19 protein-coding genes are annotated in these 25617 nt (G+C 64.9%); 11 read left to right on the top strand and 8 right to left on the bottom strand.

The annotated features are described in order from the left end of the window. The first annotated feature begins 45 nt into the window (after nucleotides 1–45). The 5 genes from KEC56_RS07545 (at nucleotide 46) to KEC56_RS07525 (ending at nucleotide 4682) form a co-directional block, all read left to right on the top strand. Nucleotides 46–810 (top strand): biotin--[acetyl-CoA-carboxylase] ligase, encoded by a 765-nt coding sequence (locus tag KEC56_RS07545; protein WP_227530445.1) that lies wholly within the window; start codon nucleotides 46–48, stop codon nucleotides 808–810. Between the two features lie 79 nt (nucleotides 811–889). Continuing rightward, nucleotides 890–1444 carry a PH domain-containing protein gene (locus tag KEC56_RS07540; protein WP_227530444.1) on the top strand — a complete coding sequence of 185 codons (555 nt, stop codon included), beginning with the start codon at nucleotides 890–892 and terminating at the stop codon, nucleotides 1442–1444. Nucleotides 1445–1478: 34 nt separating this feature from the next. Continuing rightward, the gene (locus KEC56_RS07535; RefSeq protein ID WP_308013009.1) at nucleotides 1479–2636 is read left to right on the top strand and encodes a 5-(carboxyamino)imidazole ribonucleotide synthase; all 1158 of its coding nucleotides are present in this window, start codon (nucleotides 1479–1481) and stop codon (nucleotides 2634–2636) included. Nucleotides 2637–2757: 121 nt separating this feature from the next. After that, nucleotides 2758–3225, top strand: coding sequence for a 5-(carboxyamino)imidazole ribonucleotide mutase (purE, locus tag KEC56_RS07530; protein ID WP_227530709.1), 468 nt, complete (start codon nucleotides 2758–2760; stop codon nucleotides 3223–3225). Next, on the top strand, nucleotides 3222–4682 hold the full coding sequence (locus KEC56_RS07525) for an LCP family glycopolymer transferase (protein WP_227530442.1): 1461 nt from the start codon (nucleotides 3222–3224) through the stop codon (nucleotides 4680–4682). The genes purE and KEC56_RS07525 overlap by 4 nt, the downstream gene beginning before the upstream one ends. Nucleotides 4683–4783: 101 nt before the next feature. Here the strand turns inward: KEC56_RS07525 and KEC56_RS07520 are convergent, their stop codons facing one another. Further along, complete coding sequence (locus KEC56_RS07520; protein ID WP_227530441.1) at nucleotides 4784–6499, bottom strand: DUF4012 domain-containing protein; 1716 nt, start codon at nucleotides 6497–6499, stop codon at nucleotides 4784–4786. Nucleotides 6500–6615: 116 nt separating this feature from the next. Between KEC56_RS07520 and KEC56_RS07515 the strand changes: the two genes are divergently transcribed. The 6 genes from KEC56_RS07515 (at nucleotide 6616) to KEC56_RS07490 (ending at nucleotide 16877) form a co-directional block, all read left to right on the top strand. Then, nucleotides 6616–7689, top strand: coding sequence for a glycosyltransferase (locus tag KEC56_RS07515; protein ID WP_227530440.1), 1074 nt, complete (start codon nucleotides 6616–6618; stop codon nucleotides 7687–7689). Between the two features lie 160 nt (nucleotides 7690–7849). Continuing rightward, nucleotides 7850–10060, top strand: a complete 2211-nt coding sequence (locus KEC56_RS07510) for a LasA N-terminal domain-containing protein (protein ID WP_227530439.1) — start codon at nucleotides 7850–7852, stop codon at nucleotides 10058–10060. A gap of 201 nt (nucleotides 10061–10261) precedes the next feature. Further along, nucleotides 10262–13471, top strand: a complete 3210-nt coding sequence (locus KEC56_RS07505) for a glycosyltransferase (protein ID WP_227530438.1) — start codon at nucleotides 10262–10264, stop codon at nucleotides 13469–13471. 78 nt (nucleotides 13472–13549) lie between these two features. Next, nucleotides 13550–14419 (top strand): ABC transporter permease, encoded by an 870-nt coding sequence (locus KEC56_RS07500; RefSeq protein WP_227530437.1) that lies wholly within the window; start codon nucleotides 13550–13552, stop codon nucleotides 14417–14419. Continuing rightward, a complete protein-coding gene (locus tag KEC56_RS07495) occupies nucleotides 14419–15177 on the top strand; it encodes an ABC transporter ATP-binding protein (RefSeq protein ID WP_227530436.1) in 759 nt (252 codons plus the stop codon). The genes KEC56_RS07500 and KEC56_RS07495 overlap by 1 nt, the downstream gene beginning before the upstream one ends. Beyond that, a complete protein-coding gene (locus KEC56_RS07490; protein WP_227530435.1) occupies nucleotides 15174–16877 on the top strand; it encodes a glycosyltransferase family 2 protein in 1704 nt (567 codons plus the stop codon). The genes KEC56_RS07495 and KEC56_RS07490 overlap by 4 nt, the downstream gene beginning before the upstream one ends. Here the strand turns inward: KEC56_RS07490 and KEC56_RS07485 are convergent. Genes KEC56_RS07485 through rfbA form a run of 7 tightly spaced genes read right to left on the bottom strand, consistent with a single transcriptional unit; the run spans nucleotide 16874 to nucleotide 25514 of the window. Beyond that, nucleotides 16874–17947 carry a glycosyltransferase gene (locus KEC56_RS07485; RefSeq protein ID WP_227530434.1) on the bottom strand — a complete coding sequence of 358 codons (1074 nt, stop codon included), beginning with the start codon at nucleotides 17945–17947 and terminating at the stop codon, nucleotides 16874–16876. The genes KEC56_RS07490 and KEC56_RS07485 overlap by 4 nt on opposite strands. A gap of 6 nt (nucleotides 17948–17953) precedes the next feature. After that, nucleotides 17954–18841, bottom strand: a complete 888-nt coding sequence (locus tag KEC56_RS07480; protein ID WP_308013005.1) for a glycosyltransferase — start codon at nucleotides 18839–18841, stop codon at nucleotides 17954–17956. 30 nt (nucleotides 18842–18871) lie between these two features. Beyond that, nucleotides 18872–20995 (bottom strand): acyltransferase family protein, encoded by a 2124-nt coding sequence (locus KEC56_RS07475; RefSeq protein ID WP_227530432.1) that lies wholly within the window; start codon nucleotides 20993–20995, stop codon nucleotides 18872–18874. Then, nucleotides 20922–22223, bottom strand: a complete 1302-nt coding sequence (locus KEC56_RS07470) for a UDP-glucose dehydrogenase family protein (RefSeq protein WP_227530431.1) — start codon at nucleotides 22221–22223, stop codon at nucleotides 20922–20924. Before KEC56_RS07470 ends, KEC56_RS07475 begins: the two co-directional genes overlap by 74 nt. Next, the gene (locus tag KEC56_RS07465) at nucleotides 22220–23650 is read right to left on the bottom strand and encodes a sugar nucleotide-binding protein (RefSeq protein WP_227530430.1); all 1431 of its coding nucleotides are present in this window, start codon (nucleotides 23648–23650) and stop codon (nucleotides 22220–22222) included. The genes KEC56_RS07470 and KEC56_RS07465 overlap by 4 nt, the downstream gene beginning before the upstream one ends. Then, entirely contained in the window at nucleotides 23647–24645 is a 999-nt protein-coding gene (gene rfbB / locus KEC56_RS07460) for a dTDP-glucose 4,6-dehydratase (protein ID WP_175985915.1), read from the bottom strand. The genes KEC56_RS07465 and rfbB overlap by 4 nt, the downstream gene beginning before the upstream one ends. Then, a complete protein-coding gene (gene rfbA, locus KEC56_RS07455; protein ID WP_227530429.1) occupies nucleotides 24642–25514 on the bottom strand; it encodes a glucose-1-phosphate thymidylyltransferase RfbA in 873 nt (290 codons plus the stop codon). The genes rfbB and rfbA overlap by 4 nt, the downstream gene beginning before the upstream one ends. Between the last annotated feature and the right edge of the window lie 103 nt (nucleotides 25515–25617).

The raw sequence follows: 25617 nt of genomic DNA, 5'->3' as shown, positions 1-25617 counted from the left end.
CCGCAGCCCCTGACGCCGTCCGCCGCCGGTTCGTAGACTGGCGGCATGGACTTCCCCCAGGCGACGGCAGCGGCATCCCGGTTCGAGTTCCTCTCCGAGTCGGCGTCGACGAACGCTGCGCTTCGCGTGCTCTCGGCGGATGCAGACGCCTGGCCCCACCTGTCGGTCATCGTCACCGACAACCAGACGGCCGGGCGGGGACGCCTCGACCGTTCCTGGGACGCGCCGGCGGGCACCGCGCTCGCCGTGTCCGTCCTCCTGCGCCGCCTGCCGAGCGACCCGGAGGCGACCGGGTGGATCCCCCTGGTCGCAGGACTCGCGATGGCGGATGCCGTGACGGTGCAGCTGGCCGATCACGAGGTCGGCGTCAAATGGCCCAATGACGTGCTCGTGGACGGGCGCAAGATCTGCGGCATCCTGGCGGAGTCCACCGGCTCCGCGATCGTGCTGGGAGCGGGTGTGAACACCGCGATGACCGCGGCGCAGCTCCCGGTGCCGACGGCGACCTCGTTCGCGGCGCTCGGGGCCGTGGCGGATCATGACCGGTTGGTCTCGGACTACCTCCGGCGGCTGAGCGGCCTGCTGGAGGCCCTGGCGACATGGGGCGACGCCGACCGCAGCGGCGTGCGCGACGCGGTGTCCGCGCGCTGCGCGACCCTCGGCCGCGACGTCGACGTGTCGCTGCCCGGCGGCGGCGCGCTGCGCGGGACCGCGATCCGGCTCGCGGGCGACGGGCGGCTGGTCGTCGAGGTCGACGGTGCGGAGCACCTCGTCGCCGCCGGTGACGTCGTTCACGCCCGACTCGCCTGATCGTCCGGGGCCCACCGGGCCAGGGCGGACACGCCGTCACACAGCGGGTGTTGTCCGCGGTGACAGGCACAATGGAGCCATGACCCAACCCGTGACGCTCAGCGGGCGGCCGATGATGCCGCCGCCAGGGGCACCTGCCGAGGAGCTGCTCATCGCGCGCTTCCGCGGCCGGGCGCGCGGGCTGTTCTGGTCGGCGCTGCTCCTGATCGCCGTCTGCGGGGCCACGGCCTTCTTCTTCGACAACCTGCCGGACGGCTTCCAGAACTGGATGCTGCTCGCAGCCGCGGGCGTGCTCGTGCTGCTCGGGGTCGTCATCCCGTTCCTCGTGTGGTTCTCGCGCACATACACCGTCACAACGCGGCGCGTGATCGTCCGGCATGGGCTGGGAGCGCGCCAGCGCCGCGAGATGTCGCACGTGCGCGGCTACTCGATCGGGGTGCGCCGCGGCATCGGGCAGCGGATGTGGGGGGCCGGGACGATCACGCTCTCGAACGGCCTGGATGCGCCGCTGAGCCTGGTGAACATCCCGAACGTCACTCTCGTGCACGAGGCGCTGGCCGACCAGATCGAGGTCAACCAGATTCTGGCGCACCGCGACGCCCAGTCCATGGGCGACACCGACCCGGTGACCTGACGCACGAGGGTCTGACGCGCGAGCACTCCGCTCGATACGGAAGAATGGCTCACGACGAACGGAGAACCACATGGTGTTGCGCATCGGCGTGATCGGCGGCGGTCAGCTGGCGAGGATGATGATCGCCCCGGCGGTGGAGCTCGGGATCGATCTGCGTGTCCTCGCCGAGGCGGAGGGCATGTCCGCGCAGCTGGCCGCGACCGCGGTGGGCGACTACCGCGACCTGGACACAGTGCGGGCCTTCGCGCAGGACGTCGACGTCATCACGTTCGACCACGAGCACGTTCCGCAGGAGGTTCTGCGCGCTCTCGTGTCGGAGGGCGTCGCCGTGCACCCGGGGCCCGATGCGCTCCGTTTCGCGCAGGACAAGCTGGAGATGCGCGAGCGCCTCGCGGAGCTCGGGGTGCCGCAACCGGACTGGGCACGGGTGACCGGCATCGACGATCTGCAGGCATTCCTCGACGACCACGGCGGGCGCGGCGTCGTGAAGACACCGCGCGGCGGCTATGACGGCAAGGGCGTGCGCGTGGTCGGTGCGGCGACTGAGGCGTCGGACTGGTTCGAGCGGGCAGACGGCGAAGCACTCCTCGTCGAGGAGCTCGTCGCGTTCCGCCGTGAGCTCGCTCAGCAGATCGCGCGCAGGCCGAGCGGGCAGATGGTCGCCTACCCGGTCGTGGAGACCGTGCAGCGCGACGGCGTGTGCGCAGAGGTGTTCGCTCCGGCTCCCGGCGCGGGGGAGCGCCTTGTCCAGGTGGCCGAAGGCATCGGACGCCGGATCGCCGAGGGCCTCGGCGTGACGGGCATGCTTGCCGTCGAGCTGTTCGAGACGGATGACGAGCGGATCCTCGTGAACGAGCTCGCCATGCGCCCGCACAACAGCGGTCACTGGAGCCAGGACGGCGCCGTGACGGGGCAGTTCGAGCAGCACCTGCGTGCGGTCGCCGACCTGCCGCTCGGAGATGCGTCGCCGAGCGCGGCCTGGGCGACGATGGTGAACATCCTCGGCGGCCCGCTCGACGGCACGTTCGAGAGCCGCTTCGATGCGGCGATGTCCGCGCATCCGGACGCGAAGATCCACATCTACGGCAAGGACGCGCGCCCCGGCCGCAAGGTCGGACACATCAACGTCTCCGGCGACGACCTCGACGACATCGTCTACACGGCGCGTGCGGTCGCCGCCCACTTCGACTGAATCCGCTGAGAACACGAGGTCAAAGCTCGTGCCGTTCAGCAGAACTCCGGCGAGCGGAAAGTAGCCTGGGGGAGTGACCGAGCCACTGCACTCCTCCAGCGCGCCCGTCGTCGGCGTCGTGATGGGTTCCGACTCCGACTGGCGCGTGATGAGCGACGCCTCCCAGGCGCTCACCGACTTCGGCATCCCGCACGAGGTCGAGGTGGTGTCCGCGCACCGGACGCCGGACAAGCTCATGTCCTACGCGCGCGAGGCGCGTGCCCGCGGCATCCGCGTGATCATCGCCGGGGCCGGGGGGGCCGCGCACCTGCCGGGCATGCTGGCGTCGATGACGCCGCTTCCGGTGATCGGCGTGCCCGTGCCGCTGGCCTATCTCGACGGCATGGACTCCCTGCTCTCGATCGTGCAGATGCCCGCCGGCATCCCGGTCGCCACGGTCTCGATCGGCGGTGCGCGCAACGCGGGACTGCTCGCCGCGCGCATCCTCGGCGCCTCGGATGCCGCGATCGCCGATCGCGTCGAGGAGTTCGCGCGCGATCTCGAGAACCAGGTGGCGGAGAAGAACGAGCGGCTGAAGGGCTCCCTGTGACCCTTGCCGCACCACGTGCGACGCCGGGCACGGGTCGGCGCCTGATCGAGCCGCGTCCGCTGCGCAACCCCGACGTCTCCGACGAATCGTTCATGGGGCGCCGCGGCTGGTGGCTGGTGGCGATGAACGTGCTGGTGCCTGGTTCCGCACAGATCCTCGCCGGACGTAATCGCAGGCTCGGCCGGTTCGGGCTGGGGGCGACGCTGGTCGGCTGGGTGCTCGTCCTCGTGGCTGCCGGGATCGCGCTGTTCGCACAGTCGGCCCTCGTGTGGCTGGTGAGCGGTCCGCTGTCCTGGGGCGTGCTGACGCTCGTGCAGGTGCTGCTGATCGGGTACTTCGTGCTGTGGCTGGTTCTCACGATCGATACCTTGCGTCTGGTGCGTCTGGTGAAAGTGTCCACGGTGTCTCGGTGGGCGATCCCGATCGCGTCACTGCTCGTGCTGACCCTCGTGGGCGGTGGAGCGCTCTACGCGGCCAGCGCCGCAGCGTCCGGTCGTGGTGCTCTGGGGGACATCTTCGGCAGCAGCGGCCCGAGCGTCGACCCCAGCGATGGGTACTACAACATCCTGCTCCTCGGTGCCGACAGCGGAGACGGGCGCGACTCCATGCGTTTCGACAGCATCTCGGTGGCATCCATCAACGCCACGACCGGTGCGGTGACGCTCTTCGGCATCCCGCGCGAGCTGCCGAACGCCCCCTTCAGCGACGGCAGCCCGATGCAGCAGCTCTACCCGGACGGCTTCCAGGGCCAGTCGTCGGCGACGTGCGGCTGGAACGGCTGGATGAACCACATCCGTTACGCCGCCGAGGTGTGCCGCGAGGACGAGGGCGCGAGTCTGTACCCGGATGCCGCGAACCACGGTTCCGCGCCCGGTATCGAGGCGACGAAGGATGCCGCAGAGGGGATCCTCGGCATCGAGATCCCGTATTACGTGTTCATCGACATGCATGGCTTCGCCGACATGATCGATGCGCTCGGCGGCGTCGACATCAACGTCACCGAGCGGCTCCCCAAGGGTGGTCCGCCCGAGGGATGGACCGGCACCGACGCCGACGAGTGGGCGATCGGCTGGATCGAGCCGGGCCAGCAGCACATGGACGGCGACACCGCTCAGTGGTACGCGCGTTCGCGGTACACCACCAGCGACTGGGACCGCATGCAGCGTCAGCGCGAGCTGCAGATCGCGATGCTCGAGCAGTTCACGCCGCAGAACGTGCTCGCACGGTTCAACGAGATCGCGGCCGCCGGTACGGTTCTCATCGACACAGACCTTCCCAAGGACAAGCTGCCGGAGTTCTTCGACCTGATGGTGAAGGCCAAGGAGCAGCCCGTCACGACGATCGAGCTGACCCCCGACAACGGCGTCGACGAGTTCGAGCCGGACTACGCGCACATACGTGAGCTCGCGCACGAGACCCTGCATCCGCCGACGGAGACGCCCGCACCGACGCCGTAGGCGCGCCGCCACCTGGGCCCGCAGGCCCGCTCCCTGAGCCGCCAAGCCCGCTCCCTGAGCCGCCGAGCCCGCTCCCTGAGCCCGTCGAAGGGGCCGGGCGTTCAGCCGCAGTCGATGTCCGCGCGCAGGATCTCGGGATCTTCGAGCATCGGGGTGTGATGCAGACGCGTCAGGGGATCGCTCGAACCGGCACCGGTGAACGTCGCTGTCGCGGTTCCGGACTCTCCGGGAGCGATCGTGATGTCCTGCTGGACGACGGGGCGCCTGTCGAGCGTCGTCGTGAGGCCGCCCCGCGCGGAGGCGCCCTGCGGTCCGTAGATCGCGATCAGGGTGCGCAGGTCGCCGGGTGCGCCGCCTTCGGGGGCGACGGCGGATGCCGCGACCTCTTCCGGGACGGCACTGGTCCATGTCACCCGGATCTGCGTCGCCGGTGTTCCGTCGCACACGCCGAAGGCGGTGGTGATGGTCGCGGCGGCGTAGGCATCGAGGGGAGCTCCGGTGCGGTCGTTGAGCAGCACGCCGACATGGACGTCGTGATCGTCGTCATGGGGGAGCGCCCCGCCGAGGGAGGACGCAGCGAGCAGGTCCTGCTCCTCTTCATGTGCGCTCCAGATGCGGATGCGGTCGTCGCGTGCGGCGTCGCTGAGTGCGGCGAGCAGCGACGACGGCTCCTCGCTGGACAGGGCGGCGCCGAGCACGGCCTGAGCAGCCCGGGAGAAGGCGATGTCCTGCGCCGCCGGGTCCGGGATCGCCTGCGGCATGTCGTTCGTCAGAACAGTCGTGATGGAGTCCGATGTCGCGGTGAACGCGTCGAACTGCACGGCGTCGGTCGCGGTGAGCACATGGCGCATCGTGTCGATGTCCACGGCGATGACTCCGTCGACCGCTGTGCCGAACTGCGATTGCCAGCGCTGTGCGATCAAGGATCCGGCCGCGGCGAAATCCGGCACGCTCGTCATGTCGCGGGGTATGCGCCACGGCCCGTCGCCGTACAGAACGAGCACTGCGTCGTCCAGTTCGAGGGGCTCCGTCAGCGCCGGAACGTCGAGGCCGGATGCTGCGCGCACGACGCTGATCGTCCCGCCGGCGGCGCTGACCTGGATGAACGCGGCGGCAGCACCCCCGTGCGAACGCAGTTCGGCGTTGTTCTGCACGGCGATGACGTATGTTCTCGGTTCAGAGGATCCGAGCATCCCGGGCAGCAGCGTCGCGGCGCCGTGCAGTGCCCCGACGGTGGATGCCGCGTCTTCGATCATGCTGCGGGTCTCGCCGACGGCATCCGCGATCAGTGAGAGCGTGCCGTCGAGGTCGATGAGACGCGCACGGGCATCCGCGGCCGCGAGAGCGGAAGCGGCACCGCTGAGGGGGTCTGCCAGCTTGGGCAGCGGAACCAGGTCGATCCGGCTTCCGCTGAGACCGAGCGTCGTCAGATCGACGTCGGCGGCGAGCGCGACGATCGGCGTCACGGCGTCGTCGACGGCGTCACCTGCGATCGCTGCGATCTCGCGGATCGCGGTGAAGTTCTGACCCAGCCAGGGGACGAACTCGAAACCTCGCCAGATCGGGTCGGAGGTGAGGTCGCCGGCGAGCTCGGTGTGCTGCGCGATGCGAGGGGCGATTCGGTCGGCGCGGTCGACCGCGCGCTCGTCGATCGCCTTGTGGAGCTGAGCGACAGAGTGACGCACGTTCTGGAGTTCGCTGAGCGCACCGAATCCTCGGACCATGACCCACCCGATCGCGAAGAGCAGGAGCATGACGATCACGGCGACGATCCACCCCACCGTGCGTCGTCGTGTCGGCAGTCGCCCGTCACTCATGAGTGCATTCAAGCATGTCGCGGTGCGCGCCGTCATCGTCGCCAGGCCGATCCCTGAGCCTGTCGAAGGGCGAGGCGATCCCCGTCACCGCGCACCCGCGCGACTATCCTTTCGATATGGGTGCTGAACTGCGCGTCGTCCTCGACCAGCTCGCGAGCGTCGTCGACATCGACGAGGCTCGCGCCGCTCGCGACCTCGTCGCAGGCCTCGTCGAGACGGCGCCGACCGACTGCACAGTCCAGGCGATCATCCCGTCCGGCACGTCCGTTGGTATCCCCGGTGTCGCCTCCGAGCACACCCTGGGTCTGAGGCGACGCGAGCTCGCCGCCTCGTGGCAGTTGGGTCTGGTGTCAGGGGTCGGCGGGGGGCTGATCCACGCACCTTCGCTGATGGCTCCGCTGGTCAAGCACGATCGGGTTCACGACCATGACCAGACCGTGGTCACCGTCTGGGATCTCAGCGCCTGGGAGGCACCTGGCACGTTGTCGAAGTCGACTGTCGCGTGGCAGCGAGGCATGCTGCGCCGAGCGGCGAAGCATGCGGATGCCGTGGTCGTGCCGTCGCACGAGATGGCGGAGCGGATCGGGGAGTTCGCGAAGCTCGGCGATCGCGTGCGCGTGATCGCCGGCGCGCCGCCGACGGGGTTCGCCGTTCCGACGGATGCCTCGTGGCGTCGCGGCGAACTGGCGTTGCCCTCGCAGTATCTGGTGCTCTCCCGCGCAGCGGATGAGCTCGAGCAGGGGTTCCGGGCGGCGGCAGCATCGGACCTCGATGTCGTCGTGATGGATGCCGCGGACGGAGCTGAACCGGGGCTCGCCGAGGCGGCATCGGCCGCCGGGCTCCCAGAACGTCGCGCGCACATCCGCGGCACGCTGTCGGCCGAGGATCGTGCGGCGGTGCTGGACGGTGCGTCGGTGTTCGTCGCGACCAGCTCGCGCTCGGCGTGGCCGTGGCGAGCGATGGAGGCGCTGACACTCGGCGTGCCGATCGTCGCGGCTGACAGCGGATCCCACCGCGACGCGATCGCCGAGGGCGGCGCGCTCGTGGCGCCCGATGAGATCCCGGATGCCGTGGTGGATGCTGTCGGGGCGGGAGAGCGCCGGCTGCGAGTGCTGGCGAGTGACAGGGCGAAGGCGTTCTCGTGGTCGAGTTCGGCGGAGCGCGTCTGGGCGCTGCACGCCGACCTCTGATGCCGGATCCCTGAGTCCGCCGATCCCTGAGCCTGTCGAAGGGTCGACCGCCTCGAGGAGTCTCTGCACGTTGCCTGCCAATCAGGGCGACACGCCGTGTTCTTGTATCGAATCCCGAGTCCCAGTGGCATGATTCTGCAACTTCCGTCACACTAGTCACATGTCTCGTCGTGTCGCGCGTCCCCGAAACGCGCTCCGCCTGCCTCGGTTCCTCGCTGTCTTCGTCGCTTCGCTTGCTGTGGTGATCGGCACCGTCATGCCGCTTGAGGCAGCGTCGGCCTCGACAGTCGCGTCTTCGTCGACGAGTCTTGCGCGCTCGGGTGGAGATGCCGTGCAGGCCGGTATCGCGAAGACATCTCTGGCCGGATTCAACCCCGGCAACATCATCAGCGACGCGATGTTCACGAACAAGAGCACTATGACCGAAGCGCAGATCCAGTCGTTCCTCAATGCGAAAGTTCCCAAATGCGTCGTCGGCAAGGACGAGGACGGCAAGCCGTTCGTCTGCCTGAAGGACCTGAAGATCGCTACGCAGTCCAAGGCTGCCGACAAGTACTGCAAGGCGTACACGGGCGCCTCGAGCGAATCGGCCGCGCGCGTCCTCTATAAGGTCGCCCAGGCCTGCAATATCAACCCCCAGGTTCTCATCGTCATGCTCCAGAAGGAGCAGGGCCTGGTCACCCACATCTGGCCGAGCAACTGGCGCTACAACAAGGCGATGGGGCAGGCATGCCCCGACACCGCGCCGTGCGACACGGCGTTCGCGGGCTTCTTCACCCAGGTCTACGGCGCCGCTCGCCAGATGCAGATCTACATGGAGGGCCGATACTTCCAGTGGTACAAGGCCGGTAAGACCTGGCAGGTGCAGTATCACCCGAACAAGGCGTGCGGCACTGCGCCGGTGTACATCGCGAACAAGGCCACCGAGGCGCTGTACTACTACACGCCGTATCAGCCGAACGCTGCAGCGCTGCGTGCGAACTACGGAGAGGGCGACGGCTGCTCGAGCTACGGCAACCGCAACTTCTACAACTACTTCACGGACTGGTTCGGTTCGACGCAGTCGTCTGACACCGTGGTCCGCGCCGGAACCGATATCTATTTCATCAGCGCCGGGGTTCGGTACCACATCACCGGTGATGACTGGCCCGAGTATCGTGCCAAGTTCGGCAACTACCGGCAGGTCGATTCGGTGTCGCAGTACACGGACGGGGGCGATACCTCGCGCTTCGTGCGGAACCTGACCACCGGGGTCATCGCGTACTTCGATGGCGGCAAGACGCATCGATTCCCCACCTGCGATCTTGTGACCTCCTGGGGCGGATCGTGTGACCGGGTCGTGCAGATGGCCGATGATGATTTCGCGCGGATCGGGGCCGGGCCCGAGGTGACGGCGTTTGCGCGCGTTGCCGAAGGCGGCACCGTGCACCGCATTTCAGGGAACACGCTGATCCCTCTCTATGACGCTGCGGCTCGGATCGCGGCCAACGGCGGGAAGGCCGATCCGTATGCGGCCGTGATGGCACCAGCGTCCCGGGCGAAGTTCGCAGTCAGCTCGCAACTTCAGTTCGCACCGGGCCAATTCGTTTCAGCAGCGGGGACGGCCGAGGTGTATCTCGCGACCTTGGACGGAAGACTTCTGCATCTGCCCTCCTGGGACATGGCGCAAGATCTTGGGCTGAGCCGGACCAAGGCGACGGTTCCGTCGGCTAATATCAGCCAACGCAAGAAGAGCGCACTCACTGCTGTTCTTGCGTGCAACGGCAAGTACTATGTGCCATCCGGAGCGGGATTGAGTCAGCTCATTGCGGGAAACACGACAGGGATCGCGACGACGGCACTCGACGCCGCGACGTGCGCTCGTCTGAACACAGGCGGCGCTTCGGTGGCGACCCAGTTGTTCGTTCGTTTTGCCGGTAGCGATGCCGTTCTGCATGTCACAGGGGGCGTCACGCGTCACGTCGTGACGACGGCCCAGGTCCGTGCCATCGCGGGAGGGGCCTATCCGCGTGTTGTTCAGTTGCGATCCGGCACCGCGACCGCATTCGCCTCTGGACCGACGTACATGTCACCAGGATCCTTCGTTCGTGCAGATGGAACAAGTGAGGTGCATCTGGTCGACGGACTCACTCTGATCCACTTGCCGTCGTGGGACATGGCATCTGCGTTCGGACTGCCGCGTTCTGCGAAGATCGAGAGCGTCGCTGCGCTGTCCGCATTCGCGAGGAGGCCGGCGCTGACGACGTGGGTATCGTGTGGTGGGATCGTGTATTCCGCGAACGGTGGCGTCTTCACACGCGCCAATCCGCCGAGTGGGTCTGTGCTGACGTCCCTCGAAGCCACCACCTGTGCGGCCCTTGGCATTGCGTGATGGTTCGTGCCGATAGTCGATCGGACGGATCCGTCGGCCAATAGACTTGGACCGGGACTGGGCTCGACAGGATTCGATTGGATGAGTCGGATGAGATGGTGGAAGCAGAGGCGTCATGCGGAGGAGTCGCCCGACCCGGTTTCCGCGCTGGCTTTTCCGGAGCGGGTCACTTCACGGGAGTACTATGGTGCTCTCCTCGGCATGCGGTTCGAGACCGACGCCGCGTCGGCGGAGCACTACCTGTCTGACGGGTGGCGCGAAGGCGTGCTTCCCCACCCGTTCCTCGATCGGCCGATGGCACGATCGTCGATGGACGAGGCCGTACGGCTTCGCAATGAATTGCGGGAGTTCGGCACTGTCGCCGAGGCGCGTCCCCGATTGGGAGCGCTCGTCGGAATCGCTGATCTGAGCGAAATGCGGGAGGCGGGCAAGACCTCGCTCATCGGCTCGACGGCTGATTTCCTGGCCGCTTCGGCGGCCGAACGGGATGCCCTTCTCGTGCGCGGCGGAATGACCTGGGGAGAGTTGCGCGCGCTGTTGGCTGACTCGTCGCATGTAGTCCCCAGGATCGAAGCCGCCGGGTTCTTCGATCTCGAGCACTACGGGCGCGCTCGACCTTTCCTGAGCTGGCGCGCCGCACTGGATGACTACCTTGTCTCCGGCGAGAACGACGGCCTGACTCCGAACTGGGCTTTCGAGCCCGAGTGGCACGCTGCGCACGACCGCTCCCAGCAACGCGGACCGCGAGCCTTCAACCAGTTGTTCCAATACGTCTTGGGAGGCGAGCACTCCACGACCAGCCCTGCGCACAGCGATGGTCGTTCGCTCGGCGATTTGCTTGAAGCGGAGGACGATGAGTCCGTGTTCCCCGAGGGCGAGGAACAGATTTCGTTGGGGAGCATGCGAGAGGCTGCATCCACAGACGCGTCGTTCGAGGCTGAACCACGGCAGGGGCGGCGAGTGGCGTTCCGAGGAGGGGCGCCCCTCGACGTCGCGGTGATTGTGGATGGCCGCCATCTGGTCTCGCCGGCCCACGTCGAAGAGCTCCGTGAGCTGACGGAGGTTCAAGATGCTGGCACTGCCGCTGTTTTCGTCGTAACCGATGCAGACGACGGCCACGAGCCGCCGTTGTCCGTCCAACTGGACGGACAACGGGTTTCGTTCCGCAGCTCTGGGCTGGGCACGCCGTTCGGGGCGACCGCGGCTGCGCTCGTCGAGGAGAACGGGTTCCCTGCATGGACGCTGTGGCGACCGGGCCAGCGGTGGAAGCCCAACGGCCTGATCGACATGACGCGTGCGCTCGAGGCGAACCCGCAGGCATCCGCGGCGGCCGCTTACACGCCTCATGCCCCGCAGCAGTGGGGCTCCTTGTCGAGCGCACTCTGGCATTCTCGGCTCGACGCGGCCGGGATCGTGTTCCGCACCGACCGGATCGCCCCTGACGCACGTTGGGACTATGGGCTCAACGCTGACGCCGTCGCTCGACTCGCCATCGCGGGTGATGGGATGGTGATCGAGGGCGACCGCTTCTGGGCTCGTGCCTACGATGCGAACGTGCATGCGAATCGCGCCGGAGCGAACCTCGCGCGTAAGAATCACATGCCTGAGATCGAATGCACTTTGCCCGACGGTCTTCGTGCGACGGTGGTGATCCCCACCTATCAGGACTGGCGCATGACGCTCGAAGCTGTGCGAGCTGTGCTGGCGAGTCAGGACGTCGGAGTGATCGTTGTCGACAACGGTTCCCGTCGCGCGGTGGGCGCGATTCTCGGTCAGGCCTTCGCTGCTGATTCTCGCGTGCAGCTCGTACGGCTGCCCCGGAACACAGATTTCGCCGTAGCCAGTGATCTCGGAGCACGCGTCGCGAAGTCGGATGCGGTGGTCTTCCTCAACAACGACACGCTCGTGCAGGAGGCCTGGCTCGACGTCCTGCTGTCTGTTCTTCCCTCGGCAGCAGCGGCGCAGCCGATGCTGCTCTTTGCCGACCGCACCGTTCAATCGGCGGGAACGGTGTTCGCTGGTGGACTGTCGATGCCCCGACACCTGTTCAGCGGCTTCCACCTCGACGACGTGCCGGTCGAGCTGGGCGACTACAACTTCTCGGCACTGACGGCAGCTTGTCTGGCAGTTAGGCGATTCGATTACCTGGAGGCGGGAGGATTCGATGCCGAGTACGTCAACGGCATGGAGGACATCGATCTGTGTCTGCGGTTGAAGCAGCAGACGCGACGCCCGCTTCGCCTAGCGATGGGGGCGAGAGTAGTCCATCTGGAGAGCAAGACAGAGGGGCGATTCGCGCACGTGACGCCGAATCGGCACCGGTTCGCCCAGCGGTGGCGTCATGAGCTGCTGACGGAACTCGACGACCGTCACGTTCTCGATGGCACAGGCCTCCGCGTTGCCGATGTGCGCTGGCTCCCCAAGCAGACGGCCGATCTGCGCGAGCCCGAGTGGCGGATCGAACGCGCCGCCGTTCGGGTCGTCGAGCACCCACCGCGACTGCGGTGGGCGATAAAGTTCTCGAGCCCTGGCACGATTGGAGGCGACCTCTGGGGTGATTCGTTTTTTGCCGCCGACCTTGCAGCAGCACTCCGGAGACTCGGGCAGCAAGTGTTGCTCGATCGGACGAGTTCTTGGGAACGACCGGAATCTTCCGGCTGGGACGACATAACGCTCACCCTGCGGGGCCTGCAGCGTTATACACCGCAGCCCGGTGCCACGAACCTACTCTGGGTCATCTCTCATCCGGATCGTGTGACGATCGATGAGCTGAGCGCAGGCTGGGACCGCGTCTACTCGGCGGGGCCCGTGTGGGCGAAAGAACAGGCGGCCCTGTCCCGTGTCGAGGTGCTGCCCCTGCTCCAAGCAACGGATTCGACGCGCTTCCGCAACGAAGGGAACGCACGCGTCAGACGAGGCGTCCTCTTCGTCGGTCGTACCCGAGGAGAACGACGACCAATTGTCCTCGACGCTTCTGAGGTGACGTCTGAGCTCAGCGTCTATGGTGACGACGGTTGGGAGCGCTATCTGGACTCGCGACACATACGCGGAGCATCGATACCCAACACCTTGCTGCCGCAGGCATACTCCGGCGCCCGTGTCGTGCTCAACGATCATTGGGACGACATGCGCCGCGGTGGCTTTCTTTCCAACCGGCTGTTCGACGCCGCTGCGACTGGGGCGAGGATCGTCAGTGATGACGTTGCGGGATTGCACGAGATCTTCGGCGACCAAGTCCGCACGTATTCGAGCGCGGACGAGCTGAAAGCGTTGCTAGCGGCGGACTCGACTCAGTGGCCGGGCGACGTCGAGATGGCGACGATGGCTTCCCGCGTTGCGTCGGTCCACTCGTTCGACGCCAGGGCGCGCACGCTGCTCGACGATGTGCTTCGCACGCGACGCGTCGGCTGAGAGACTCACAGGTTGCCCGGATAGACTGTTGCGGGCGTCTGCGCGAATTGCGGTCGCCCGTGGAGGAGAGGACCGCAATTGGCAGGGACGTTCGTCGATGTCTCGATGTACGATCGGCCTGGCCGCGGAAGTGGCTTGCTTGATGTATTCCGGTGGCGCTACCTGCTTCGGGTTCTCATCCGCAAGGGGACGGCGACTCGGTATCGGAATTCCACTCTGGGCTGGATCTGGTCGTATGTGAAGCCGGCGTCGCAGTTCGCCATCTATTACTTCGTGATGGGGATCGTTCTTCAGAACCATCGTCTTGAGAACTATGCGGTGTACCTGTTCAGCGGCATCGTGATCGTCAACTTGTTCAACGAGGCGTTCGGGAACGCGACGAACTCGATCGTGGACAACCGGGCGCTTGTGCGCAAGATCTACATGCCGCGTGAACTCTTCCCCGTTGCGGCCATCGTCGGAGCGGTCATCCACTTCCTTCCGCAGATGGCAATCCTGCTCGTGGTGTGTTTGCTGATCGGATGGGTGCCCACGGTTGCTGGCCTCGTCGGAGCTCTCTTGGGACTTTTCCTGATTCTCGCGTTCTCGCTCGGTCTGGGTATGCTCTTCAGCGGATTGAACGTTCGCTACCGGGACGCGCAGAATTTCGTCGACCTGATCAAGATGTTCTCCACATGGACATCACCTGTGCTCTACAGCTGGGTCCTCATCGCTGAAACATTTCACAATTATCCCTGGGCGACCTTCCTGTACACCGTCAACCCGATCACCGTTGCGGTCGAACTCTTCCATGTCGCCTTCTGGGAGCCGACCGTCGACACGACGGAGGGGCTTCCGTCCTTCTTCGGATGGGCATCCCTCTGCGCTGTCATCCTCACGCTGTGCATCTTGCTGATCGGACAGGCTGTGTTCCGTCATTACGAGCGAACGTTCGCGCAGGATCTGTGATGTCGGAAATCGAGGTTCTCACTCAGTCGACGCCGAGCATCATCGTCGACCATGTCACCAAACGCTTCATCAAGCGCAACTCGCATTCGTTCAAGGAAGCGTTCGTCGGCTGGTTGCGAGGGCGGAAGGTCAGGGCGGACTCGTTCACAGCTCTGGAGGACGTCACCTTCCAGGTCGGCGAGGGCGAGTCGGTCGCGGTGCTCGGGTTCAACGGTTCTGGAAAGTCGACCTCGCTCAAACTGGTCTCCGGTGTGCTCGAGCCCGACGAGGGTATCGTCCTCACTCGAGGCAGAGTTGCAGGGCTGATCGAGGTCGGTGCGGGATTCCACCCTGATCTGACAGGGCGCGAGAACGTATTCCTGAACGCAGCGATTCTGGGGATGAGCCGCGCGGAAACCGAAGCGCGTTTCGATGAGATTCTGGAGTTCTCCGAGATCGGTGATTTCATCGATCAGGAGGTCAAACATTATTCCTCGGGCATGTTCATGCGCCTCGCATTCTCGGTCGCCATACATGTGGACCTCGACATACTGCTCGTCGACGAGGTGCTATCCGTCGGCGACGCACCATTCCGTGAAAAATGTCGCGTGCGGATCCAGCAACTCGCGGAAACCGGCGTGACGATGCTGGTCGTCAGTCATGACATGAAGATGGTCGAGGAACTGTGTGAGAGAGGAATCGTGATCAACCGCGGGCGGAAAATCTTCGATGGTCCTATCGTCGATGCGATCGACGTTCTCAAGAAGAGCCGGCGATGACGATGGCGGCTTCGCAGCTTCAAGCGGAAACGGGATGCACTCTCTCGGTGATCATCCCCACGCACAATGTTCGCGGCTGGATCAAGGAGACCTTGCGGTCGATACTCGTGCAGGATGTCGACGGTATGGAGATCATCGTCGTGGACGACGGCTCGGTTGATGGCACCCCTGAGCTGGTGGAGAGCATCGCTGCGAAGGACGATCGAGTCACCGTAGTGCGAGCGCAGAGCAAGGGCGGCGGGTCAGCGCGGAACGAAGGCGTGGCGCGCGCGCGCGGAAAATACATCGTCTTCGCCGACGGCGACGACATCGTGCCTCGCGGGGCCTATCGAGCGCTCGTCTCCTCGCTGACCGACAGCGGGTCTGATGTTGCAATCGGCGACTACCTCAAATTCTCACCCACGAGAACCTGGCGACCCACTGCAAGCATGCGCGTGTTCGATCATGCGGTACGGGGTGTGACTCTCGTTGAGGCTCCGACGATGATCTTCAGCAGACCGTGCTGGAACAAGGCATTCGATCGGGGCTTCTGGAATCGGCACGGCATCCGTTTCCCGGATGTTCCGCGATCGAACGACATCGTGCCGATGATGACTGCATACATCATGGCCGATGCCATCGATGTGATCGACGATGTCGTGTACCTGTACCGGGACCGGCCCGGCAACACTTCTATGACGGCGAAGGCCTCGTCGTCTGCGTCGTTCTTGAGCTATCTGTCCCAGGAGATGGCGTGTGCCGACCTGATCGCTTCGGTGCATGACACGGAGTTGGCCGCGCGATACTCCGCTCTGATCTACGACCGCGACGGCTTCTTCCACGCGCGCAAGTACTTGGCAGTGCTGACTGAGCACGGGGCGGACTCGGACAAGGTGTCTGATCACGTCTCGGAGCTGCTGTCGAAGATCGAGCCGCCCGCTACCTGGATCGACGCGCGGAAGCGTCTGACGATGCGGCTCCTCGCATCCGGAGACTCGCTTGCGGCGCGTGCGGTGGCCCAAACGGTGGATGGCGGTGTCTGGCGCAACGATGAGGGGCTCATTCGGCTTCGCGCCACTCGAGCTCTTCTCTCGAGCCTCGATGCGTCGAGCCCGGATGCTGTCCCTGAGGACGAGCTGTGCATCGGAGTCGCCCGCACGTTGAAGAACGTACGCATCGAGGGACCGGAGATTGAAGCCGCCTGGGTCGAGCTGGCTACTGCGGCAAGCGTGCGCTTCGGCCCGGCCATTCGTTCGCTGGTCCCCGAGCTCAGCGGTGGGGACATCGCTGGAGCGGCTCATCGTCAGCGGACCGTCGAGGGCACTGTGACGCCCTTGTTCGGGGGCGATCCGCTGCGCCTTCGCATCCGAGATTCGTCCGAGGAAGCGGCTCCGGTGCTATGGGCACCCGGCCACGTCGTGCAGCCCGCCAAGACCGTGAGGAGGACTGCAGCATCGGGCGAGCCGAGTTCCGAAGTGGAGTTCGCGATCTCACGACTTCCGCGTGGCGTTTCACTGCAGCCCGCCTTCCTGTTCGCGGACGGAGCCATCGTGTCCGCATACGCTGATGCCGACGTGCCCGAGTACCGACCATTCGAAAACGTGCTCTATGAACAAGCCGGCGCATGGATTCAACTCGAGCGCCGCGCACACTGGGTGGTCCGTGCGCCTCGTCGACTCGCGCTCAAGGCTCTGTCGGCAGTGCGCCGACGCTGGAACTAGCCGGCGATGCGGTCCAGGACCTGCAGGTATGAGAGCGACACCGTCCAGGGGCTGATCTCGTCGTTGAAACGGTCGTAGACATCGGGGGCGAGAGCGGCAAGCCGATTGTCTTCACTCAACAGCTCGGCGAGAGATTCTGTTGGCCTCTGGGTGTCGAAGAATGAAACCCACGGCTGCGCGCCGAACTGCTCCTGCAGGTGGGGAATGCCCGGCAGGATCGCTGGAACGTTCATCGTCGCCGCCAGGTGAAGGCTTCCAGAATTCAGAATCGCACGGTACGGCAGGACAGCGACGTCGGCCGCCCCGTACCATCTCGCCACGTCGGAATCCGGAACCGACTGGAACGAGGTGATCGTACGAACGTTGGCCGGTCTCAGCTCCTCGTACTGGGTGATGGCTTCGGCATTCGCAGACCCGGCAAGAAGAAGTATCGGGCGACGGCCATCCGAGCGCACTGTCTCGTCGACGGCCTTCAACAGCAGATCTATGCCCTTGTACGGGCGGATCTGGCCGAGGAAGAGAATCGCGAAATCGTCGTCTGTCAGAGAAAAACTCAGTCGCGCTTCCTCCCGCGAGATGCCGGAGTCGTACACGCCGAGATAGCTGGGGTGCGGGATCTGGACGATCTTCTCGGCGGGAAGCGTCACCACGTCGGATACAAGCTCTGCGGTGGCCGGAGCCATGACGTGGATCACATCTGATGCATCGGCGAGGACTTCGTAGAGGCGCTTCTCCGACGCCGCGTGCATCAATTCATGAGGGAGGCGGTTGTGCACCGTCCAGATCACCTTCACTCCTCGGAGCCGCGCGGCGGACAGCGCCGATTCGAGGTCGCGGACGCGTCGCTGCGCTTGTCTGCTGTTGCGGGCTGATTGCGCGATCGGCGAGGTCCAGTGGATGTGGAGCACGTCACCGGAACCGAGCGCTGCAAGTGAGGAGAGCAGGGACTGATAGGCGGCACGTCCGATGACTTCGTAACCTGCGGCCGACGGCGCAAGACTCATCAGGTTCAAATAGGGATTGCCCAGCCAGGACGGAAACACGCAGATACGGGGACCGGAAAGCACCATGGGATCCTACTTGACGCGACGTGAGAACAGGCTGTGGGCGCGGCGATACACGCTGCGTAGTGGATGCATCGAGTCATGACGCAACGCTTGCATCTCCCGCTTGACAAGTTCCTCCGTCTGCCGCAGTCGACGTTCAAAGTAGAGCGCGCCGCCCGGACCGTGCTGTGCGATGTAATCTCGGAACTGCTGATCTCGGAGGAGAGCGTCGACACGCGCGTGCTCCGCTCTGGCCGAGATGACGCTGTTCCCGTCGGAGCCGCTGGCGCCAGGTCGTTGATGCCAGTACACAAGCGGGGCTGGATCCAGGTACTCGAGAGGGCCCAGCTCCAGAACCCGAGTATTGAACACCCAGTCGCCCACGACGGGGAGCGACTCGGTATAGAGCCCGAGCACGTCGTGCAACGAACGTCGATAGAGGAACGAAATCGGGACGAACTGGTTGAAGCGCTGCTGATCCATCAGCAGGGGCGCGACGGATTCCGGCAGGAACCGTTCGCGGCTCTTCTCGACGATCGTGTCTCCGCACCGCTCCTCCCAGATGATCTCGATGCGAGAGACGACGCCGACTCTGTCGGGGTTGGCGGCGAGGTACGTGGATGCTCGTTCGAGGAAAGTCGCTGCCCACGAATCGTCATCATCGTGAAGTATGAGCAGGTCGCCGGAAGAGGCCTTGATCCCGGCGTTGGCGGCCTGCCATCGGCCCCTGGGTTCATCGTGGGTGACGACGCGGATTCTGGACCTGGTCGCCGGGCTCAGTTCGGAAAGCAGAGCATCAATGGCGTCTGGCGCGCCTCCGTCGTTGACGATGACGAGTTCCCAATCGCGAAGCGTCTGAGCATCGATACTCGCCAATGCGCGACGGAGGAAAACTGGTCGATCCTTGGTGCGGGTCACTATCGAAACGAGTGAGGTCATCGTGATCTCCTATGGACGCGGCGATGTGGATGCGGCCAGAACTCTCGAAACATCCTCGGCGAGGTAGACGGCGAGCGAGTGGCTGAACGTTGCGGTGATGTGATGCAGATCCCGGTACACGACAACGCCGCCTAACACCATGGGGCATGTACCAGTTGAATCGCAGTACGCGGATCGAAGGTCGACCGACTCCGCGCCCACCTGGCGCGTTGCGATCTCCAAGGGGTCTTCGAGACCGGTATCGGACCGCTGGAACGAGCATGTCTCGCGGGAGAAGCTCGAAGTCGACGCCAGGCAATCGGCCGACGATTGCGGAACCGACGGGTTGTCGAGGATTGGAATCACCATGATTCCGTTGTCGATCGCGGTGCGCCAACGTGCAGCGTACTCAGTAGCCCGCTCTTCCCGGATCTGCGCGGAGGCGTCCGGCTGGTTCCAAGCTGTCACAAGAATCGCGCTGTAGTCGTTGCTGAGCAGGTCGGAGTCGAGTGCGGCTTGGCGGTCGCTGCAGGTGGGATCGGAATCCGCAGACCAGACGCAACCGCGTCCCACGTACACGTCGATGGCCCAGTTCTCCGCGACCGCTACGTCCCGCAGACCCGGTATCAGCATCGCGGCGTGCGAATCACCCGTCAGCGCGATCCTGGTCGCATCGGGGGCATTCGAGCCGATACGGCAAGGCTCGATACGAGCTTGCTCTGATTGATAGCACGCGAACGCCCCGTCGGTGTCGTCGTAGAGACCAGCGAGAGAAGGGATCAGTTGGTCCGCACCTGTGGTGAGATCGCGTTCCTTGTCACATTCCGAGTTCAGGAGGGCATTGGCCCCGCGACAAGAGTCAGGATCGAGTACATCCTCTCGCGCCTGCGCCGTCTGCGCCTGCACGGAAGTCGTGATCACAATGCCCGGCAATCCCGCGGCGGCAAGGACCACGACCATGCCGGAAGCAGCCAAAAGCAACACCGTGCGCGGGCGTGCCCTGGCGAGTCGACCATAGCGTACTGGGTCTTCGACGAAGCGCTTGCCGAGGGCGGCGAGCGCGACCGTGAGGATCACGAGGGACACGTTCTGCCAGAGCTCGAGATCATCCGCGACGATTGCCGGAGCTATCACGATCAGCGGCCAGTGCCAGAGGTAGATTCCGTAGGAGTTGTCACCGATCCATTGGATCGGGCGCCACTGTGCCGCGCTCGCAAGGCGGAACGGGGGTTCTGGACCGATCCAGATCAAGGCAGCCGTTGCAGTGACGGGGAGGATGGCGGCCATACCGGGGAAGGGGGTCTCCGCGTTGAAGAAGAATGCCGAGTAGAGCAAGCCCGTCCAACTCACCAGCCAGATCGCCGTGCGCGTAGCGGGGGCGATGAGCAGGGTGGGGAGAATCGCGACGACGGCACCGAACCCGAACTCCCACATTCGAACGGGGGTTGCGAAATACGCAAACGAAGGCGCTGTGAACGTCGTCACCAGGCTGAGCAGGAGGCTCAATCCGCTGATAATCACGACGGAAGCGAGCAACGAGGAGCGACCCACTCGCCGGACGATCGCGGCGGAGGTCATCAGCAGTATCAGCAGGGGCCAGAGCACGTAGAACTGCTCTTCAACTGAAAGCGACCAGTAGTGCTGCGCGATCGGAGGCGCGTTGTCTGCACCCAGATAGTCGACTGCATCCGCGGCGAGCACCCAATTCTCAACGTAGAGAGTGCTTCCGACGATCGAACGCAAGTACTGCGTGACGAGCGATGCCGGGGCGAACGCAAGCGTCAGGGCGGTGCTGGCGAGCAGCACGAGCAGCGCGGCTGGCAGCAGCCGCCGTGCGCGTGCCGCCCAGAACGCGCCCAGACGAAGCGTACCCTGGGCACGAAGACGCACCAGCTGACCGGTGATCAGGTACCCGGAGATGACGAAGAACACGTCGACGCCGACGTACCCTCCGGTGATCGCTAACGGCCAGACATGGAACAGAACGACGGCTGCGACAGCGAACGCACGAAGCGCCTGGATATCGGTGCGCGGCGCACTAGGAGCGTGAGGACGGGGTTCAGCGCGCGTGATGCCGGGGTCAGCGCCGACCGAGGCCACGGTACGTCCAACCTCCTGCTCGCCAAAGTGCGGGATCGAGGCAGTTGCGCCCATCGATGACGATTCGCTGGCCGACGAGGTCGGACACAGCGGCCGGATCGAGAGTCCGGAACTGGTCCCACTCCGTAGCGATCACGGTGATGTCGGCTCCCGTGAGGGCACTCTCGATGCTGTCAGCGAAGTTCAGGTGAGGGCGAGCTGCGCGTGCGGTCGTGATCGCTTCCGGGTCGTAGCAGATGACTTCTGCGCCCATTGCATGCAATCGCGTTGCGACCTCAAGCGCTGGCGAATCTCGCGTGTCGTCGGAGTTCGGCTTGAACGCCAGCCCGAGGATCGCGATGCGCCGCCCGACGACGCTGGAGTCGAGGTGTTCCGATATCGTCTCGATGAGGCGAGTGCGCTGGCGCAGATTGATCTCGTCGACCTCACGGAGGAACCGAAGAGAAGCTCCATGCCCGAGCTCTTCACCGCGAGCAGCGAATGCTCGGATGTCCTTCGGGAGACAACCGCCGCCGAACCCGAGCCCGGCGTTGAGGAAGCGGCGACCGATACGCGCATCATGGCCGATGGCGTCGGCGAGTTGGGAGACATCTGCACCCGTGGCATCGGCGATCTCAGCCATCGCGTTGATGAACGAGATCTTGGTAGCGAGGAACGCATTGGCGGCGACTTTCACAAGTTCCGCCGTGGCGTAGTCCATGATGAGCCTCGGCACGCCCAGAGCGAGCGTCGGTGCGTAAACTCTGTCAAGAAGCTCGACTTCCGCACCATCAGGGTGGCTGACACCGTAGACGATTCGGTCGGGTTCGAGCGTGTCTTGCACGGCGAACCCTTCGCGCAGGAACTCAGGATTCCAGGCCAACCGCGCACCAGTCTGCTCGATGATGCTCGCGAGACGTTGTGCGGTGCCCACAGGTACAGTCGACTTGCCGACCACCAGCGAGTGCTCGGCGAGATTCGGGAGGAGGCTCTCGACTGCAGCATCGATGTAGCGAAGGTCGGCGCTGTCCTCGTTCTGGCGCTGCGGAGTCCCGACAGCGAGAAAATGCACGGTGGCGGTTTCCAGCTCACTCGGGTCAGTGGTGAACCGTAGACGCCCGGTCGAGATCGTCTCTCGAAGCAAGTCGTCGAATCCGGGCTCGTAGAAGGGGGCTTTTCCCGCGGACAGAAGTGCAATCCTGTCTGGGTCGACATCGATACCCACGACCTCGTGGCCTATCGAGGCCATCGCGGTTGCGTGCACGGCGCCGAGGTAGCCGCACCCGATAACACTCAACTTCACTCGGCGTTCCTTTCCAGGTGGTCGATATACGCAGCCAGGGATTCGCTGAATGGCCTCGGCGTGAATCCGCTTGCCACGATCTTCGAAAGATCCAGCACGCTGTTGCGTGGACGGTCGGCTACCGGCCCGGGAGCGGAGGAGAAGTAGTCTTCGGTGCTGACAGCAGCAACCCGCTCGGGTTCGCGTCCTGCGAGCCGGAAGACATCTTTTGCGACCTGCGCCCATGAGGCGGGTTCTCCGGTGCCGGTCACGTTGTAGATGCCATACGCAGCCTTGCTCCGGTAGAGGTGCACGATCGCCTCCGCGAGATCGGACGTGAACGTGAGACGCCCGACCTGATCTCCGACGACACGCGGGTCGATGCCGCGTCGCGCAAGCGAGTGCATCGTGCGTACAAAGTTCGAGCCGTCCCCGATCACCCAGGACGTCCTGACAATATAGTGGCGGGCCGCAGTCGAAGCCGCCAGATCTCCGGCTGCCTTGGTCTGTCCGTACACGCCCAACGGTCGTAGCGGCGCCGACTCGGAGTATGCATCGTCTTGTGTGCCATCGAACACGTAGTCGCTCGACACGTGCACGAGAGTGACGCCGTATCGATCTGCGATCCGCGAGATCGCGGCGACAGCGGTGGCGTTCGCTGACCAGGCGGCTTCCCGGCCATCCGGCGTCTCAGCGAGGTCTACTGCTGTGAACGCAGCAGCGTTGATGATGAGGCCGTAGTCCCTCCAGCGGCGTGCCTCGTCGAGGCTGGGTGAGGTGACGTCGAGGTCGGCGCGAGTCGCGTACTCGATATGTGGGGCCTCGCCGAGTTGCTTCCGCAGCGCTAGGCCGAGTTGTCCCGCAGCACCGAGCACGAGTATCTTGCGCGGGGGGATCGGGGTGACATCCGCCAGCCGCGGGTGAGCTCTGTCCTTGTCGGAGATCTCCACCTCGCTGAGCGGGATGGGCCACTCGACCGCGACCGTCTCATCGGCGAGGTTCAGGAACGCGTACTCGGCGTCAGGCGACCAGTGGTCGTTGACCAGGTAGGCGTACGCGGTGTCGGGTTCGAGAGTCTGATACGAATTGCCGACGCCGCGTGGCACGAAGATCGCGCGTGACGGGTCGATCTCAGTGGTGAAGACCGCGCCGAATGTCGGTCCTTCGCGCAGGTCCACCCAGGCTCCGAAAATACGTCCGGTGGCGACTGAGACCCACTTGTCCCAAGGCTCCGCGTGTATGCCCCGGGTGGTGCCGACGGCATCGTTGAACGAGATGTTGTTCTGCACGGGGCCGAAGTCTTCGAGGCCGAGGGCGACCATCTTCTCGCGCTGCCAGTTCTCCTTGAACCAGCCGCGTGAATCGCCGTGCACGGGCAGCTCGAACAGCACCAGCCCCGGGATCGGCGTCTCGATGCGCTGCAGCGCTTTGCCGAAGATCTCGCTCACTGGCCCTTCTCCGCGTAGAACGCCTCGACGCCGTCCTTGGACGGCGCCCACCAGCTCTCGTTGTCGCGGTACCATTCGATGGTCGCGGACAGCCCCGACTCGAAGTCTCCGAACGAGGGAGCCCAGCCGAGCTCGGTCCGCAGCTTGGTGGAGTCGATCGCGTAGCGCAGGTCGTGCCCGGCACGGTCGGTGACGTGGTCGTACGCGTCCGCAGGCTGACCCATGATCTGCAGGATCAACTCGACGACATCCTTGTTGTTGCGCTCTCCGTCCGCGCCGATGAGGTAGGTCTCCCCGATGACGCCCTTGTCGAGGATGGTGAGCACGGCGGAGGAGTGGTCGTCAGCATGGATCCAGTCGCGCACATTCTCGCCGGCGCCGTAGAGCTTGGGGCGGATGCCTCGGATCACGTTCGTGATCTGCCGGGGGATGAACTTCTCCACGTGCTGGAAGGGCCCGTAGTTGTTCGAACAGTTCGAGATCGTCGCCCGTACGCCGAATGAACGCACCCACGCCCGCACCAGCAGATCGCTGCCGGCTTTCGTCGACGAGTACGGGGATGAAGGGTTGTACGGCGTGTTCTCCGTGAACCGCTCCGGATCATCGAGTTCCAGATCCCCGTACACCTCATCTGTGGAGATGTGATGCAGACGGGTGTCATGCTTACGGGCGGCTTCGAGCAACGTGTACGTACCGACGATGTTCGTGTCGAGGAACGGCCGCGGGTCGTGCAGTGAATTGTCGTTGTGGGACTCAGCGGCATAGTGCACCACAGCATCCGCCTCGCTGAACAGCTCATCCACGAGCGCCGCGTCAGTGATATCGCCGTGCACGAACGCAACCCGGTCCTCGGGCAGACCTGCAAGAGACGCCCGGTTGCCCGCATACGTCAACGCGTCCAGAACCGTGACGTGATGATCGGTGTTCCCCACCACGTGGTGGACGAAGTTCGAGCCGATGAATCCGGCCCCTCCTGTGACGAGCAGACGGCTCATGCGTGCCCTCTCTTGAGCGTGTCGAGAAGGTAGCTGCCGTACCCGGACTTGACCAGCTTCTCTGCGCGTTCGCGCAATTCGTCGTCGGTGAGGTAGCCCTGTCGCCACGCGATCTCTTCGGGGACGCCGATCTTCAGTGCGGTGCGCCGTTCCATCGTGCGCACATAATCCGCAGCGTCCGTCATCTGATCGAAGGTGCCGGTGTCCAGCCAGGCGGTGCCGCGGGGCAGCACCTCGACCTGCAGCTTGTCCCGTTCCAGGTAGGCGCGGTTCACGTCGGTGATCTCGTACTCGCCGCGCGCGCTCGGGGCGAGGTTGCGTGCGATCTCGACCACATCGTTGTCGTAGAAATACAGACCGGGCACGGCGTAGTTGCTCTTGGGGGCCGCCGGCTTCTCCTCCAGCGAGATCGCCCTCCCGTCGGCGTCGAACTCCACCACGCCGTACGCCTGGGGCTCAGCAACCCAATATGCGAAGACTGCTCCGCCGTCGATGTTCTCGAATCGCTGAAGGCGACTGCCGAGCCCGGGTCCGTAGAGCAAGTTGTCGCCCAGCACGAGCGCGACACTGTCACCACCGATGAAATCCGCGCCGATCGTGAACGCCTGCGCCAGCCCATCCGGAGACGGCTGCTGCGCGAAGGACAGATTGATACCGAACTGGGAACCGTCGCCGAGCAGACGCACGAAATGCTCCGCATCATGCGGCGTCGTGATCACGAGAATGTCCCGGATGCCCGCGAGCATCAACGTCGACAACGGGTAGTACACCATCGGCTTGTCGTACACCGGAATCAACTGCTTGGAGACGCCCAATGTGATCGGATGCAGACGCGTACCCGAACCACCGGCGAGAATGATGCCCTTCACGACTCCATCGTGACACACATCCCCGGGAGGTCGCCGAGGCGGCGCAGAGCATCGCCGGATATCCTGGTCTGCGATCCCGGTCGGAAGGTGTTCTTTTCGTGGA

Origin of the sequence: Microbacterium tenebrionis, assembly GCF_020682665.1 — a bacterium.
Taxonomy (GTDB): domain Bacteria; phylum Actinomycetota; class Actinomycetes; order Actinomycetales; family Microbacteriaceae; genus Microbacterium; species Microbacterium tenebrionis.
This window is presented reverse-complemented; position numbering and strand designations above follow the sequence as displayed.

What these genes read in the sequence shown, in the direction of transcription:
- KEC56_RS07545 (WP_227530445.1), top strand. Translation starts at nt 46, where the DNA reads ATGGACTTCCCCCAGGCGACGGCAGCGGCATCCCGGTTCGAGTTCCTC.
- KEC56_RS07540 (WP_227530444.1), top strand. Translation starts at nt 890, where the DNA reads ATGACCCAACCCGTGACGCTCAGCGGGCGGCCGATGATGCCGCCGCCA.
- purE (WP_227530709.1), top strand. Translation starts at nt 2,758, where the DNA reads ATGGGTTCCGACTCCGACTGGCGCGTGATGAGCGACGCCTCCCAGGCG.
- KEC56_RS07520 (WP_227530441.1), bottom strand. Translation starts at nt 6,499, where the DNA reads ATGAGTGACGGGCGACTGCCGACACGACGACGCACGGTGGGGTGGATC.
- KEC56_RS07515 (WP_227530440.1), top strand. Translation starts at nt 6,616, where the DNA reads ATGGGTGCTGAACTGCGCGTCGTCCTCGACCAGCTCGCGAGCGTCGTC.
- KEC56_RS07510 (WP_227530439.1), top strand. Translation starts at nt 7,850, where the DNA reads ATGTCTCGTCGTGTCGCGCGTCCCCGAAACGCGCTCCGCCTGCCTCGG.
- KEC56_RS07505 (WP_227530438.1), top strand. Translation starts at nt 10,262, where the DNA reads ATGCGGTTCGAGACCGACGCCGCGTCGGCGGAGCACTACCTGTCTGAC.
- KEC56_RS07495 (WP_227530436.1), top strand. Translation starts at nt 14,419, where the DNA reads ATGTCGGAAATCGAGGTTCTCACTCAGTCGACGCCGAGCATCATCGTC.
- KEC56_RS07490 (WP_227530435.1), top strand. Translation starts at nt 15,174, where the DNA reads ATGACGATGGCGGCTTCGCAGCTTCAAGCGGAAACGGGATGCACTCTC.
- KEC56_RS07485 (WP_227530434.1), bottom strand. Translation starts at nt 17,947, where the DNA reads ATGGTGCTTTCCGGTCCCCGTATCTGCGTGTTTCCGTCCTGGCTGGGC.
- KEC56_RS07475 (WP_227530432.1), bottom strand. Translation starts at nt 20,995, where the DNA reads ATGGGCGCAACTGCCTCGATCCCGCACTTTGGCGAGCAGGAGGTTGGA.
- rfbB (WP_175985915.1), bottom strand. Translation starts at nt 24,645, where the DNA reads ATGAGCCGTCTGCTCGTCACAGGAGGGGCCGGATTCATCGGCTCGAAC.